Below are 14845 nucleotides of genomic sequence, written 5' to 3'. Positions count from 1 at the left end.
CGACACCTTTCTGGGTTTGCGGCCGATTACAGGGCGAAGAACGGGGTTTCCCGTCCGTCCGTGTTCTGCACGTGGATCGTCAGGTGGTATCCGCGATCGGTCTTCTCCGCGATCAGCTTGGGGCGGTCGGCTTCCGGGACTGCGGCGAGCACGGGGTCCGACGCGTGGGCGTCCGTGTCCTCGGGGAAGTAGAGGCGCGTGTACAGGCGCTCGAGCATGCCGCGGGCGAACAGTCCGACGTTGATGTGCGGGGCCTCGACTGCGCCGTCCTCGGCGGGGAGGGTGCCCGGTTTGACGGTGTGCACCACGATCGTGCCGCTCTCGTCGGCGAACACGCGTGCCAGGCTGCGGAATCCGGCGGGGGTCGCCTCGGCGGCACCGCGCGGGTCGGCAGGACTGTCGAACCGTCCCGCGGCGTCGGCTTGCCAGGTTTCGATCATCGCGTCGCCGATGGGCTGATCGGCGCCGTCGATGACGTTGAAGGACACGGTGATTCGTCCGGGAGCATCCTCGGGGACGGCGTCGCCGCTGTTCTCCCACGTGGGGAACAGGCCGATGTGGACGTACGGTCCGACGGTCTGGGACGGGGTGACACCGAACGGCACCTCGTCCTGGCTCCGGGCGAAAACCGGGTACCGCGGGGCGTCCGGGTTCTGGGTGTCGATCATCAGTGGCCTTCCGCATCTTCGAACGGGGTCGCGTCCTGGCCGCGCAGGACGATGTCGAACTTGAATCCGACGGCCCAGTTCTCCCGGGTCTGGTCGTAGTCGAACGTGCTGATCATCCGCTCGCGCGCCGCTTCGGGCACCGAGTTGTAGATCGGGTCCTGGAAGAAGAACGGATCGTCCGGGAAGTACATCTGCGTGACCAGGCGCTGGGTGAACGCCTGACCGAAGAGCGAGAAGTGGATGTGCGCGGGCCGCCACGCGTTGTGGTGGTTGCCCCACGGGTACGCGCCCGGCTTGATCGTCGTGAACTCGTAGTGGCCCTGCTTGTCGGTCAGGCAGCGCGCGACACCGTTGAAGTGGGGATCGAGCGGCGCGGGCCAGGAATCGTTCTTGTGACGGTAGCGGCCGCCGGCGTTGGCCTGCCACACCTCGATGAGGGTGTCGGGGATGGGCTTTCCGGCGCTGTCGAGGACCCGGCCGTGGACGATGATGCGCTGACCCTGGGCCTCGCCGCCGTTGGCGCGGGTCATGTCGTTCTCACCCTTGGTGACGTCGGCGTCACCGAAGACCGGACCGGTGATCTCGCCGAGTCGCTGCGGGACCAGGATCAGGTCGTTCTTGGGGCTGCGCAGCCGAGTCGTCTTGTACTCGGGGAACAGCAGCGGGGCATTGGCTTCGTGCCCGGCTTGGTAGTGGGCTGGCAGATGCAGCATGGAAGAAGATCCTCACGTTCTCGATGTGAACAGTCGGCCGCTATTCGCACATAGTAGTCGCGTTCTGTGATGGGGCCAACAGGCGGGGCGCAATTTGTTCGCAATGTGGATGGGTGTTCACTACTCGAACATTTTGCGGTAGCCTGGGTCACATGGTCAACAAAGTCTTCGCAACGGCGGCCGAGGCCGTTGCCGACGTCCCCGACGGAGCGTCCCTCGCAGTGGGTGGCTTCGGCCTCGTCGGTATCCCCTCGGTCCTCATCGACGCCCTCCTCGCACAGGGTGCGACCGACCTCGAGACGGTCAGCAACAACTGCGGCACCGACGGATTCGGTCTGGGGCTGCTCCTCGAGCAGCACCGGATCCGGCGCACCATCAGCTCGTACGTCGGCGCCAACAAGGAATTCGCGCGGCAGTATCTCAGCGGCGAGCTCGAGGTCGAGCTCACCCCGCAGGGCACGCTGGCCGAGCGCATGCGCGCCGGGGGAGCGGGCATCCCCGCCTTCTATACCCCTGCCGGTGTCGGAACACAGGTCGCCGACGGCGGTCTGCCGATCCGCTACGACGGCAAGGGCGGCATCGCGGTCGCCAGCAAGCCCAAGGAGACCCGCGAGTTCGACGGGGAGGCCTTCGTTCTCGAACGCGCCATCCGCACCGACTTCGCGCTGGTCCACGCGTGGAAGGGCGACCGGCTCGGCAACCTCGTGTACCGCGAGACCGCCCGCAACTTCAACCCCGACGCCGCGGGCGCCGGTCGTATCACCATCGCGCAGGTCGAACACCTCGTGGAGCCCGGCGAGATCGACCCCGCCGAGGTGCACACCCCGGGCATCTTCGTCCAGCGCGTGGTCGAGGTCGGCAAGCAGGAAACGGGAATCGAGAACAGGACGGTGCGGGCATGAGCTGGACGCGTGACGAGATGGCGGCCCGGGTCGCGGCCGAACTCGAGGACGGACAGTACGTCAACCTCGGCATCGGCATGCCGACCCTGATCCCCGGCCACATCCCGGCGGGCAAGGACGTCATCCTCCATTCGGAGAACGGCATCCTCGGCGTCGGGCCGTACCCCACCGAGGACGAGGTCGACCCCGAACTGATCAACGCGGGCAAGGAAACCATCACCGTGGAGGCCGGCGGCGCATTCTTCTCCTCGTCCGACTCCTTCTCGATGATCCGCGGCGGCAACGTCGACGTGGCCGTTCTCGGCGCGATGCAGGTCAGTAGCCACGGCGACCTGTCCAACTGGATGGTCCCCGGCGCCATGGTCAAGGGAATGGGCGGCGCGATGGACCTCGTCCACGGCGCAGGCAAGGTCATCGTGATGATGGATCACGTCACCAAGAAGGGTGAGCACAAGATCCTCGAGGAGTGCACGCTGCCGTACACCGGCAAGCGCTGCGTCCAGAAGATCGTCACCGACCTCGCCGTCATCGACGTCACCCCCGACGGACTGCGGCTCGTCGAGACCGCACCCGGTCACAGCGTCGAGGACGTCCAGGCGGCGACCGGCGCGAAACTTCTCGTCGACGCCACCGTCTAGAACAGGCCACCCGTCCCCCCCCCGACACGAACCACGGGCGGCGGCCGGTCGTTCCGGCGCGCAGCCGTCATTGGCCCGTACCCTCTGGGCATGGGTGTGAGCGTGCGGGCCGCGATCAAATCCGACATCCCCCAACTGACGCGGGTCCTCGCGGACGCGTTCTTCGACGACCCCGTCATGGTGTGGATGTGGCCGGATCCCGAGCGCAGGCGGCGCGGCCTGCCGAGACTGTTCGGGGTGGAGATCCGCCACCACCATCTCGCCGGCGGCGGTGCCGAGGTCGCCGAGGGCGACGACGGCGTGATCCGTGGTGCCGCCATGTGGGATCCGCCGGGCGGCTGGAAGCAGTCGACGTGGTCTTCGCTCGTCAGCCTGCCAGGCCTGATCCGCGCGTTCGGTCCGCGATTGGGCGTCGGTGCCGCGGTCAGCGGAACCGTCGAGGACGCGCACCCGGTCGATCCCGTGCACTGGTATCTGGCGACGATCGGAACGTCGAGCGCCGGGCGGGGCGGCGGCTACGGAACAGCGCTGCTGCGGTCGCGGCTCGACCGGTGTGACGCCGACGGGATCCCGGCGTACCTGGAGTCGAGCAAGAAGGACAACATTTCGTACTACCAGCGGTTCGGCTTCGACGTCACCGGTGAGATCCGGATCCCGGACGGCGGGCCGACGCTGTGGGCGATGTGGCGGGAGCCCGTCCGCGCGAACCCTTAGGCTAAGCTCGGCAAGCCTTACCTAAGTGGATCGGACAACCTGGTAGACGAGAGGGTCGCCGCATGAACGTGGGACAACAGAGGATCGGCGTCAGCCGACGCGGATTCCTCCTGGGTACCGGGGGAGCGCTGCTCGCGTTCGCCGCGGCCTGCAGCAGCTCGGACAGCGGCGACAGTGGCAACGGCAACGCGCCCGACGGCCCCGTCGTCGCCCACAAGTACGGCGAGACCCAGGTGCCCACGGACCCGCAGCGCATCGTCAGCGTCGGCTACAACGATCAGGACACGATCCTCGCGCTCGGCGGCCCCCTGGCCGGCACGTTCGACTGGTACGGCGACTACCCCTACGGCGTGTGGCCGTGGGCGCAGGACCTCCTCGGCGACGCGAAGCCGGAGATCGTCGGCACGGCCTCCACCAACATCGACTTCGAGAAGGTCGCGGCCGCCGCCCCCGACCTCGTGGTCGGCACCTACTCCGGCCTCACCCAGGCCCAGTACGACAAGCTCAGCGCCATCGCGCCGACGGTCGCGCAACCCAAGGAGTTCGCCGACTACGGCGTCCCGTGGCAGGACCAGACGCGGATTCTCGGCGACGCGCTCGGCAAGAAGGACAAGGCCGCCGAACTGGTGTCCGGTGTCGAGACGCAGTTCGCCGACGTCCGGGCCGCCAACCCCGCGTTCGCGGGCAAGACGGTCCTCGTCGGTGCGCTCAAGGGGCCGGGGCAGTTCGGTGTGTACGGCCCGGAGGACCCGAAGGTCCGCTTCTTCACCGAACTCGGTTTCGTGAACCCCCCTGTGACGGAACAGATCACCGGCAACTTTGCAGAGATCAGCACGGAGCAACTGTCGCTCGCGAACGTCGACCTCCTCGTCTGGTATGCGGGCGGCGGCTACGGCGACAAGCTGCGCGCGGAACTCGACAAGACGCCGATCTATCAGGAACTCGACGTGGTGAAGGCCGGCCGCACGATCACGCTCGAGGACGCCGCCGCCGAGGCGATGGCGTGGAGCACCGTACTGAGCCTGCCGTACGCGTTGAACGAGATCCCGCCGCGGGTCGCGCCCCTGCTCGCCTGAGACGCGGATGTCCGACGGCGTGAGCCCGGTTCGTGATACCAACGACTCGTGACCGCCATTCCTGAACTCCACGCCGGAACTCCGTTCGACGACCTCGACGACTATCTCGCGCTCGGTCGCGTCGGCGGCCTCGCGCTGTCGGCGGACGGGCGAAGGCTCGTCGTCGCGCAGTCGACGCTCGACGAGAAGTCGACGAAGTACGTCACCGCCCTGTGGGAGATCGATCCCACCGGCGAGTTCGCGGCGCGTCGGCTCACCCGGGGACGCACCGGGGAGTCCAACGCGACGTTCACCAGCGACGGCGACCTGCTCTTCACGTCCTCCCGGCCGACGCAGGACGAGGACGACCTCCCCGACGACCTGTGGCGACTGCCCGCGCGGGGCGGCGAAGCGGTGATCGTCGCGCGACGCGGCGGCGGCATCACCGGGGTGCGTGCCGCACGGTGCGCCCCGCGGTTCGTCGTCACCACCGGCGTTCTCGGTGGATCCGGCGACGCCGCCGACGACGAGCGGGTGCGTGCCGAGCGCAAGGAGAAGAAGGTCTCGGCGATCCTGCACACGGGCTACCCGATCCGCTACTGGGACCACGATCTCGGTCCCGACGTGCCGCACCTGCTGTCCGCCCCGCTGGACGCGCTCGCGGAGAACGGTCACGAGCCGCAGCTCACCGATCTCACACCGATGCCGGGTCCGGCGCTGCGGGAGGCGAACTACGCGCTGAGCGACGACGGCGCGTTCGTCGTGACGTCGTGGACGGTTCCCGGTCCGCTGGCATCGATCCGGAACATCCTGGTGCGCGTCGACACCGAGACGGGGGCGCGCACCGTCCTCGTCGACGACGGCGACGCCGACCTGTCTGACCCGGTGATCTCCCCGGACGGACGGCACGTCGTGTTCACGCGGGAATCGCATGCGACACCCGACTCCGCGCCGCGATTCACGCTGCACCGGTACAGCTTCGACACCGGCACCGTCACCGACGTGGCGCCCGGGTGGGACCGGTGGGCCACGTCCGTGGTCTGGTTGTCCGATGGCTCGGGTCTCCTCGTGACCGCCGACGACCGCGGGCGCGCACCGATCTTCCTCCTCCGCGACGGCGCGGACCCCACGCCGGTCACGACCGACGACTCCGCATACACCGACCTGCAGATCGCTCCGGACGGATCCACGGTGTTCGCGCTGCGGGCGTCGTACGCGGCGCCGCCGCACCCGGTGCGCATCGACATCACCACCGGCGCCGTGTCGCTGCTGAAGGCGCCCGCGGACCTCCCCGAACTCCCGGGCACGCTGACGGAGGTCGAGACGGTCGCCGCGGACGGCGCAGTGGTGCGTGCGTGGCTCGCGGTGCCGACCGGTGCCTCCGCCCACGCGCCGGTGCCGCTCGCGCTGTGGGTGCACGGCGGCCCCCTGGGTTCGTGGAACACCTGGTCGTGGCGGTGGAACCCGTGGCTGCTGGTGGCGCGGGGATACGCCGTGCTGCTGCCGGATCCGGCTCTGTCCACCGGCTACGGACAGGAGTTCGTCGAACGCGGCTGGGGCAAATGGGGCAAGGCGCCGTTCACCGACCTCATGTCGATCACCGACGCCGCGGTGGCGCTGCCCGAGATCGACGAGAAGCGCACCGCGGCGATGGGCGGATCGTTCGGCGGATACATGGCAAACTGGATCGCCGGCCACACCGACCGGTTCAAGGCGATCGTCACCCACGCGAGCCTGTGGGCGCTGGACCAGTTCGGCCCCACCACCGACGCCGCCTGGTACTGGCAGCGGGAGATGACCCCCGAGATGGCGGTGGAGAACTCACCGCACCTGTACGTCGCGGACATCGTGACGCCGATGCTGGTCATCCACGGCGACAAGGACTTTCGCGTCCCGATCGGCGACGGGCTGCGGCTGTGGTTCGAGCTGCTGTCCGAGTCGGGGCTGCCCGCGGACGACGACGGGGTCACCGACCACCGCTTCCTCTACTTCCCGGACGAGAACCACTGGATCCTCACCCCGCAGAACGCGAAGGTCTGGTACCAGGTGGTGCTGTCGTTCCTCTCGGAGCACGTGCGGGGCGAGGACGTCGCGCTGCCCGAGATCCTGGGCACGTAACCGATTCGCAGGGGCCGCGCCGAGGTGGTGTCACGCCCGCCTCTCGCGGCCCCGGTCGAATTCCTTGCCGCCCCACACCCCAGACTGAGCGGTCGCCCTGGCGAAGAGTTCACAGCGGATCCGCAGCGCGCAGTGCAGGCACACGTCGCGCGCGTACGCGAAATCCTCGGTCGGGAAGGGGAACCACCGGTCCGGCTCGGGGTCTTCGCGGCACGCCGCGTCGACCCACCCGGCGGGATCGTCGGAGACGGGCAGCAGTGTGGACAGGGTCGTGTCCAGGACGTCGGTCATCGGGAGATCTCCCCTTTCCGGGAGAAGTCGGTCGGTGGAGGCGGAATGCCCGGGGATCTCGCGGCTACACCGCCGCGAGATCCCGCCAGATCTGCCGTTGCGCCTTCTCGATGTGCCGCGGCGCCTTCGGCTCCCACAGGAGCGGCATTCCCGCCTCCTCCGGTGTGCGATCGGCCTTCCTCTGGTTACAGGGGGCGCAGCACGCCACGAGGTTGGCCCACGTGTTCGGGCCGCCGCGGCTCCTCGGCAGCACGTGATCGATCGTCGTCGCGAACGGTTCGGCGCAGTAGCCGCAACGATTGCGGTCGCGACGGAACACGCCCGCGAACGTCGCGCGACTGCTCTCGGTCACCAGCACGGAGTGCTGGACGTACACGTACCGCAGCAGACGGATGGTCTGCGGCAGGCTGATCTCGACGTGCTGCGACCGGATCGGGAACGGCGGCTCCCGATCGGCGACCGTCTCGGCCGCGCCGACACCGATCAGCACTACTGCGCGTTCCGCGGGAATCTCACAGAGCGCCTCATATGTGACGTTGAGGACCAGCACGGCCGCGCGTGACCAGTTGCGGGCGTCGAGGGTGGTCGAGGGCGGGTTACGGGATACGTACCTCACGGGTGTTCTCGGTTCTGTCGTCGGTTCGTGGCGGTGGAGGCACGCCGGGCGACGGTCGTCGATTCCTGCGTGTCAGGCGGAGCGCTGGGTCTTCGCGGCGGGCATGATCCCGTGTTCGCCTTGCCGGCAGGCCGGGAAGGAAGGGGCGTTGCCCGGGCGTGACGGGCGCAACGCGACCGCGTGGTCAGCAGGCAGTGCGCGCATCGCTACTTCCTTCCTCGAGTCGACGTGAACCGATCGGAACACGTCGAGCATGGCACACCGCTGCGCCCGCGTCCTGGCATTTTTCGCGCCGTGGGACCCGCGAACAGGGGGCCTTCGAATCGGACAAGGGTGCGCGACACGTCCGATGGATGCGGTGAAGTGGCCGTTCGATCGCTACGGTGTTCGATACGTACCCCGAATGAAGGAGACATCGTGGCACTTCCCCAGCTCACTGACGAACAGCGGGCAGCAGCTCTCGAGAAGGCCGCCGCCGCTCGTAAGGCACGCGCAGAGCTCAAGGACAAGCTCAAGTCCGGTGACATCACCCTCAAGCAGGTCCTTTCCAAGGCTGATGTCGACGACATCATCGGAAAGACCAAGGTCAGCGCCATCCTGGAGGCCCTGCCGAAGATCGGCAAGGTCAAGGCCCAGGAGATCATGGCCAACCTGGAGATCGCGCCCACCCGCCGCCTCCGTGGCCTCGGCGACCGTCAGCGCGACGCCCTGCTGGCGCACTTCAGCTGACACGTTTCCCGGGTGCCCGCCCCACGCCGTCCAGCGTCGGGGTGGGCACCCGGATGCGTTTCCCCTCATTATTGTTTCGATCGAGTGCAACCTGAGGGTTGCGCAAGGAACCGTCGATGTGCAACCGTGGCGTAGCGCATTGTCGAGAGGTGAGGATGATCATGAGCGTTGCGGATACGTCCCAGGACAGGATCGAGCGCGAGATCCAGATCGACGCCCCCATAGAGCGGGTGTTCCAGCTGGTGAGTGAACCCGGCTGGTTCATCGGCGACGGAGATCCCGGCAAGACCACCACCACACGCGAAGGCGACGTCTTCGTCATGAATTTCCCCCCGTACGGACGCTTCCCGATTCTTCCCGTGAAGTCCGACGCACCCCACTACGTCTCGTTCCGCTGCGGAGACGATCCCGCGCGGCCCCTCGTGGAGGGCACGTCCACCCTGGTCGAATTCTTCCTGTTCGAGCGGGACGGTGGCACCCTCCTGCGCGTCGTCGAGTCCGGATTCGCTGCCCTGTACCCGAGCGCCGAGCGTCGTGCGTCCGCTATCGAGGGCAATGTCGAAGGCTGGGAGATTCAACTCGCGTTCGCCAAGCGGGACGCCGAAAGCGGCCGGGGCGAATAACGCGGCGGCTGATGTGTCGACCTCGCTGACCGCAGTCGGGGGTTGCGGTCAGCGAGGTCGGTGTCCCGCCGGTTCCGGCAGGCACGCCCGGATAGTCGTCGGGTCAGCGCATTTCGTTACCACCGGCGCGCCGTCGCCGTGTCTCCGCCGATCGGCGGGGGTTTCGATGCATACTCGACATTCTCGAGTGGTTGCCGCATCGGATGCGGCAGACGAACCGGAGGAATCCCTTGAACGACCACCACGTGCAGCTCTTCTCCGAGCTGCACAGCACCGCAGGATCCCAGGCAGGCGGAGAAGACGCCGGCGAGGCGCTGCGTCCCGTCGACCCGGAGCACCGCACCGCCACTGAGGTGCACCGCGCGCTGTTCAGCGACCAGTAGCGGGGCCGCACGGTAGCCCCGTCGTGGGTCGTCGGTGCGTTCATTAGACTCGACGGGTGACCAGTGCAGCTCCAGAAAATCCCCAGAACCGTGCCGATGCCCTCCCGAAGAGCTGGGACCCCAGTTCCGTCGAGGACGATCTGTATCAGGGCTGGGTAGACGCCGGTTACTTCCGCGCGGACCCCCACAGCGAGAAGCCGGGATACTCCATCGTTCTGCCGCCGCCCAACGTGACCGGCAGCCTGCACATGGGTCACGCTCTCGACCACACGTTGATGGACGCACTGAGCCGCCGCAAGCGGATGCAGGGCTTCGAGGTGCTGTGGCTGCCCGGCATGGACCATGCGGGCATCGCGACGCAGACCGTGGTCGAGAAGCAGCTCGCCGTCGACGGCAAGACGAAGGAAGACTTCGGCCGCGAACTGTTCATCGACAAGGTGTGGGACTGGAAGCGGGAGTCCGGTGGCACCATCGGCGGCCAGATGCGCCGCATCGGCGACAGCGTCGACTGGAGCCGCGACCGCTTCACCATGGACGACGGGCTCTCCCGCGCCGTCCAGACCATCTTCAAGCGCATGTACGACGACGGTCTGATCTACCGGGCCGAGCGGCTCGTCAACTGGTCGCCCGTGCTGCAGACCGCGATCTCCGACATCGAGGTGAAGTTCGAGGACGTCGAGGGTGAGCTGGTCTCCCTGCGGTACGGCTCCCTGAACGACGACGAACCGCACGTCGTGGTCGCCACCACCCGTGTCGAGACGATGCTCGGCGACACCGCCGTCGCCGTCCACCCCGACGACGAGCGTTACAAGCACCTGATCGGGACGACGCTCGAGCACCCCTTCACCGGCCGCGACATCCCGATCATCGCGGACGAGTACGTCGACCCCGAATTCGGCACCGGCGCCGTCAAGATCACTCCGGCGCACGACCCCAACGACTTCGAGATGGGCCTGCGGCACAACCTGCCGATGCCCACCATCATGGACAAGACCGGCAAGATCGCCGACACGGGAACACAGTTCGACGGTCTCGACCGCTTCGAGGCGCGGGTCAAGGTGCGCGAGGCGCTCGCCGAGCAGGGCCGCGTGGTCGCCGAGAAGCGGCCCTACTTGCACAGCGTCGGACATTCCGAACGCACCGGCGAGTCCATCGAGCCGCGCCTGTCGCTGCAGTGGTGGGTGAAGGTCGAATCCCTCGCGAAGGCGGCGGGTGACGCGGTCCGCAACGGTGACACCGTCATTCACCCGGCGAGCCAGGAACCGCGATGGTTCGCCTGGGTCGACGACATGCACGACTGGTGCATCTCGCGTCAGCTGTGGTGGGGTCACCGGATCCCGATCTGGTACGGCCCCGACGGCGAGGTCGCGTGCTTCGGACCGGACGAGACCGCGCCCGAGGGCTGGGTGCAGGACCCCGACGTCCTCGACACCTGGTTCTCCTCCGGGCTGTGGCCGTTCTCGACCATGGGCTGGCCCGAAAAGACGCCGGAGCTGCAGAAGTTCTATCCCACAAGCGTTCTCGTCACAGGCTACGACATCCTGTTCTTCTGGGTGGCGCGGATGATGATGTTCGGGACGTACGTGTCGGAGGACGACGCGATCTCGGGCGGCAAGTCCGGACCACAGATGCCGTTCGAGGACGTGTTCCTGCACGGCCTCGTTCGCGACCAGTTCGGCAAGAAGATGTCGAAGTCGCGGGGCAACGGCATCGACCCCCTCGACTGGGTCGACTGCTTCGGCGCCGACGCGCTCCGCTTCACGCTCGCCCGCGGCGCCAACCCCGGCAGCGACCTGTCCGTCGGCGAGGACCACGCGCAATCGTCCCGGAACTTCGCGACCAAGCTGTTCAACGCGACCAAGTTCGCCCTCATGAACGGGGCGGCGCCCGCGCCGCTGCCCGCACGCGGCGAGCTGACCGACGCGGACCGGTGGATCCTCGACCGCCTCGACCGGGTGCGCGGCGACGTCGACGCAGCCTTCGACCGGTACGAGTTCAGCAAGGCCTGCGAGGCGCTGTTCCACTTCGCGTGGGACGAGGTCTGCGACTGGTACCTCGAGCTGGCCAAGGTGCAGTTCGCCGAGAACGACACGGTCGCGGCGAACACGAGGGCCGTGCTCGGCAACGTCCTCGACGCGCTGCTGCGCCTGCTCCACCCGGTCATCCCGTTCGTCACGGAGACCCTGTGGAAGGCGCTCACCGAGAACGAGTCGATCGTCGTGGCGCAGTGGCCGCAGGCAGGGGAGGCCGCGGCGGATGTGGTTGCGGCGCAGCGTGTCGAGGACATGCAGCGGCTGGTGACCGAGGTGCGCCGGTTCCGCAGCGATCAGGGTCTCAAACCGTCGCAGCGGGTGCCCGCGCGGATCAGCGGGATCGCCGAGGCCGATCTGGGCACGCAGCTCGCCGCGGTCACGTCGCTGGCCCGGCTGACGGACCCGGAGGACGGGTTCGCCGCGTCGGCCTCGGTGGAGGTGCGCCTGAGCAAGGCGACCGTCACCGTGGACCTCGACACGTCCGGCAACGTCGACCTCGGCGCCGAGAAGGCGCGGCTGGAGAAGGACCTCGCGGCCGCGCAGAAGGAACTCGCCGGGACCACCGCGAAACTCTCCAACGAGGCGTTCCTCGCCAAGGCCCCCGACGCGGTCAAGGACAAGATCCGGACGCGTCAGCAGATCGCGACAGAAGAAATCGAACGCATCACCAAGCGATTGAAGGAGCTGGAAGGCGCGTGACCTCGCCCGACTTCACGCCGGAGGAAGTCAGTCCGGTCGACCTCGCGGAGTTGACGCTGGTCGAGGCGGAACTCGACAAGCGGTGGCCCGAGACGAAGATCGAGCCGTCGCTGAGCCGGATCGCGGCGCTGATGGACATCCTCGGGTCCCCGCAGCACGGGTACCCGGCGATCCACGTCACCGGTACCAACGGCAAGACGTCGGTGACGCGGATGATCGACGCACTGCTCACCGCGCTGCACCGGCGCACGGGCCGCACCACCAGCCCGCACCTGCAGCTCGCCACCGAGCGGATCAGCATCGACGGACGCCCGGTGTCGCCGCGCCGCTACGTCGACACGTACCGGGAGATCGAACCGTACGTGCAGATGATCGACCAGCAGTCGCAGGCGGCCGGCGGCCCGGCGATGAGCAAGTTCGAGGTGCTCACCGCGATGGCGTACGCCGCGTTCGCGGAGGCGCCCGTCGACGTCGCCGTCGTCGAGGTGGGCCTCGGCGGGCGTTGGGACGCAACCAATGTCATCGACGGGCAGATCGCGGTGATCACCCCGATCAGCCTCGACCACGCGGAGTATCTCGGCGACGACCTCGCCGGGATCGCCGAGGAGAAGGCCGGCATCATCAAGAAGGGCCGCGAGGACGCTCTCGTGCCCAGTGACACGGTCGCCATCCTCGCCCAGCAGACACCGGAAGTGATGGACGTGCTGCTCCGCCGTGCCGTCGAGGTGGATGCCGCGGTCGCGCGAGAGGGCTCCGAATTCACGGTGCTCGCCCGGCAGATCGCCGTCGGAGGCCAGCAGCTGGAACTGCAGGGCCTCGGCGGTGTCTACACCGACATCTTCCTACCCCTGCACGGGGAGCACCAGGCGCGCAACGCGTCGCTCGCACTCGCGGCCGTCGAGGCGTTCTTCGGTGCCGGCCCGGAACGGCAGCTCGACCAGGACGCGATCCGGGAGGGGTTCGCCTCGGTCGTCAATCCCGGCCGGCTCGAACGGGTGCGCAGCGCCCCGACCGTCTTCCTGGACGCCGCGCACAATCCGGACGGGGCCCGTGCGCTCGCCGCCGCCCTGACCGCCGAATTCGACTTCCGCAAGCTCGTCGGCGTCGTCAGCGTCATGGGGGACAAGGACGTCGACGGCATTCTGTCGGCGCTGGAACCGGTGTTCGACGAGCTCGTGGTGACCCACAACGGTTCGGCGCGGGCGATGGACGTCGAGAATCTCGCCAACCTCGCGGTCGCCAAGTTCGGCGACGAACGCGTCGTGGTGGCGCCGACCCTCGCGGACGCGCTGGAAACGGCCATCGGACTGGCCGAGGAGGTCGCCGAGCCCGGTGAGGCAGTATCGGGAGCGGGCGTCGTGGTCACCGGATCCGTGGTGACCGCCGGTGCGGCCCGCACCCTCTTCGGAAAGGACCCAGCGTGAGCGAGCAGGACCCCAGTACCTCGGAACCGGAGTTCGGCCCGCCGACCAAGGACCCGTGGAAGGGCTTCCGCGGCGTGGTCGCGGGGTCTCTGATCCTGGAGGCGATCGTCGTGCTCCTCGCCCTGCCTGTCGTCGCGACGGTCGGCGGCGGACTCACCTGGTGGTCCGGAACGTACCTGGTGGGGCTCGCGGTGCTCATGATCCTCGGGGCCGGACTGCAGGGCCGCCCCTGGGCGATGAAGTACAACCTGTTGTTGCAGGTGGGGCTCCTGCTCGGATTCTTCGTCCACGTGTCGATCGGTTCGGTCGGAGTGGTCTTCGCGATCCTGTGGGGCTACCTCCTCTACTTCCGCCGCAATGTGCGTCAGCGAATGGAGCGGGGCCTGCTGCCGGGGCAGCGCGGCTGACCATTTAGGCTGTGCGCCGTGACTGAGCGCACCCTTGTCCTGATCAAGCCCGATGCCGTTGCCCGCGGATATGTAGGAGAAATCCTCGGTCGTATCGAGCGGAAGGGTCTGACGATCTCCGCGCTCGAGCTGCGCACCGCTCCCGGCGACATCGCCGCGGCCCACTATGCCGAGCACGAAGGCCGCCCGTTCTACCCCGGCCTGCTGGAATTCATCACGGGTGGCCCGCTCGTCGCGGCCGTCCTCGAAGGCCCCCGGGCAATTGCGGCGTTCCGTCAGCTCGCCGGCGGCACCGACCCGGTCGAGAAGGCCGTTCCGGGCACGATTCGCGGTGATTTCGGGCTCGAAGCCCAGGAGAACCTCGTCCACGGCTCCGACTCGGTCGAGTCCGCCGAGCGTGAGATCGCCCTCTGGTTCCCCCAGCTCGCCGCCAACTGACCCACCCTCTCCACCCACCCCTCGATCCACCGACCTGCCCTCCGGGCCGGCGGCGCCATCGTGAACGGAACTTGTTCCAGAACGATACGTGCGCCGCTGGCACGGACCGCGGCCCACGTGTGGGATACTGAGGGTGGTCGGACCGCAATTTGTGCACCACGTGGCTTCGACCGGATGACACCACGGCTCGATGCCCTTCATCGCTGCCCCTGCGTCAACAGGAAATACCTGGGCGTATCGGCACGCTGGATGATCAGGCGCTCGCACCGCGGACCACGGCCATCCGCAAGGCACTACATGGGTGTGCAGTGAAAACGGACACTGCACGCGCTGTGTGGAGCGAGACCAGACAATCTCGCGCTCACATCTGGGGCGCGAGTACACATACTGCGCC

At 68.0% G+C, this 14845-nt stretch carries 16 protein-coding genes; 12 read left to right on the top strand and 4 right to left on the bottom strand.

Translation table 11 applies throughout. The annotated features are described in order from the left end of the window. Positions 1 to 26 precede the first annotated feature (26 nt). Both pcaG and pcaH read right to left on the bottom strand, forming a co-directional pair. Entirely contained in the window at positions 27 to 668 is a 642-nt protein-coding gene (pcaG, locus tag I1A62_RS13250; protein ID WP_124391193.1) for a protocatechuate 3,4-dioxygenase subunit alpha, read from the bottom strand. Further along, on the bottom strand, positions 668 to 1381 hold the full coding sequence (gene pcaH, locus I1A62_RS13245; RefSeq protein ID WP_124391194.1) for a protocatechuate 3,4-dioxygenase subunit beta: 714 nt from the start codon (positions 1379 to 1381) through the stop codon (positions 668 to 670). The genes pcaG and pcaH overlap by 1 nt, the downstream gene beginning before the upstream one ends. 152 nt (positions 1382 to 1533) lie before the next feature. Between pcaH and I1A62_RS13240 the strand changes: the two genes are divergently transcribed. The 5 genes from I1A62_RS13240 (at position 1534) to I1A62_RS13220 (ending at position 6808) form a co-directional block, all read left to right on the top strand. Then, positions 1534 to 2283, top strand: a complete 750-nt coding sequence (locus I1A62_RS13240) for a CoA transferase subunit A (protein WP_087559495.1) — start codon at positions 1534 to 1536, stop codon at positions 2281 to 2283. Continuing rightward, on the top strand, positions 2280 to 2921 hold the full coding sequence (locus tag I1A62_RS13235) for a 3-oxoacid CoA-transferase subunit B (protein ID WP_124391195.1): 642 nt from the start codon (positions 2280 to 2282) through the stop codon (positions 2919 to 2921). The genes I1A62_RS13240 and I1A62_RS13235 overlap by 4 nt, the downstream gene beginning before the upstream one ends. Before the next feature lie 90 nt (positions 2922 to 3011). Then, positions 3012 to 3635: a GNAT family N-acetyltransferase gene (locus I1A62_RS13230; RefSeq protein WP_124391293.1), complete on the top strand. Its 624-nt coding sequence runs from the start codon at positions 3012 to 3014 to the stop codon at positions 3633 to 3635. Positions 3636 to 3697: 62 nt separating this feature from the next. Beyond that, positions 3698 to 4711, top strand: a complete 1014-nt coding sequence (locus I1A62_RS13225) for an iron-siderophore ABC transporter substrate-binding protein (RefSeq protein WP_219458861.1) — start codon at positions 3698 to 3700, stop codon at positions 4709 to 4711. Between the two features lie 48 nt (positions 4712 to 4759). Then, complete coding sequence (locus I1A62_RS13220) at positions 4760 to 6808, top strand: prolyl oligopeptidase family serine peptidase (protein ID WP_219458860.1); 2049 nt, start codon at positions 4760 to 4762, stop codon at positions 6806 to 6808. Between the two features lie 30 nt (positions 6809 to 6838). Here I1A62_RS13220 and I1A62_RS13215 read toward each other — a convergent pair whose 3' ends face one another. Further along, positions 6839 to 7099, bottom strand: coding sequence for a WhiB family transcriptional regulator (locus I1A62_RS13215; protein WP_124391198.1), 261 nt, complete (start codon positions 7097 to 7099; stop codon positions 6839 to 6841). A gap of 64 nt (positions 7100 to 7163) precedes the next feature. Further along, the gene (locus I1A62_RS13210) at positions 7164 to 7715 is read right to left on the bottom strand and encodes an HNH endonuclease (RefSeq protein WP_124391199.1); all 552 of its coding nucleotides are present in this window, start codon (positions 7713 to 7715) and stop codon (positions 7164 to 7166) included. Between the two features lie 417 nt (positions 7716 to 8132). On the opposite strand from I1A62_RS13210, the gene mihF reads away from it, so the two are divergent. The 7 genes from mihF to ndk all read left to right on the top strand — a co-directional run bounded on the left by mihF (position 8133) and on the right by ndk (position 14451). After that, a complete protein-coding gene (gene mihF / locus I1A62_RS13205; protein WP_005248100.1) occupies positions 8133 to 8444 on the top strand; it encodes an integration host factor, actinobacterial type in 312 nt (103 codons plus the stop codon). 155 nt (positions 8445 to 8599) lie between these two features. Beyond that, the gene (locus I1A62_RS13200) at positions 8600 to 9067 is read left to right on the top strand and encodes an SRPBCC family protein (RefSeq protein WP_219458859.1); all 468 of its coding nucleotides are present in this window, start codon (positions 8600 to 8602) and stop codon (positions 9065 to 9067) included. Between the two features lie 230 nt (positions 9068 to 9297). Next, the gene (locus I1A62_RS46335) at positions 9298 to 9450 is read left to right on the top strand and encodes a hypothetical protein (RefSeq protein ID WP_009474026.1); all 153 of its coding nucleotides are present in this window, start codon (positions 9298 to 9300) and stop codon (positions 9448 to 9450) included. Between the two features lie 56 nt (positions 9451 to 9506). Beyond that, complete coding sequence (locus I1A62_RS13190; RefSeq protein WP_219458858.1) at positions 9507 to 12182, top strand: valine--tRNA ligase; 2676 nt, start codon at positions 9507 to 9509, stop codon at positions 12180 to 12182. Continuing rightward, a complete protein-coding gene (locus I1A62_RS13185) occupies positions 12179 to 13606 on the top strand; it encodes a folylpolyglutamate synthase/dihydrofolate synthase family protein (RefSeq protein WP_218270085.1) in 1428 nt (475 codons plus the stop codon). The genes I1A62_RS13190 and I1A62_RS13185 overlap by 4 nt, the downstream gene beginning before the upstream one ends. Next, positions 13603 to 14013: a DUF4233 domain-containing protein gene (locus I1A62_RS13180; protein ID WP_124391204.1), complete on the top strand. Its 411-nt coding sequence runs from the start codon at positions 13603 to 13605 to the stop codon at positions 14011 to 14013. The genes I1A62_RS13185 and I1A62_RS13180 overlap by 4 nt, the downstream gene beginning before the upstream one ends. 18 nt (positions 14014 to 14031) lie before the next feature. Continuing rightward, entirely contained in the window at positions 14032 to 14451 is a 420-nt protein-coding gene (gene ndk, locus I1A62_RS13175) for a nucleoside-diphosphate kinase (protein WP_087559506.1), read from the top strand. The last annotated feature ends 394 nt before the right edge of the window (positions 14452 to 14845 follow it).

The sequence above is a fragment of the Rhodococcus sp. USK10 genome (assembly GCF_019378875.1).
In the GTDB taxonomy this organism is placed as follows: Bacteria; Actinomycetota; Actinomycetes; order Mycobacteriales; family Mycobacteriaceae; genus Rhodococcus_F; species Rhodococcus_F pseudokoreensis.
This window is presented reverse-complemented; position numbering and strand designations above follow the sequence as displayed.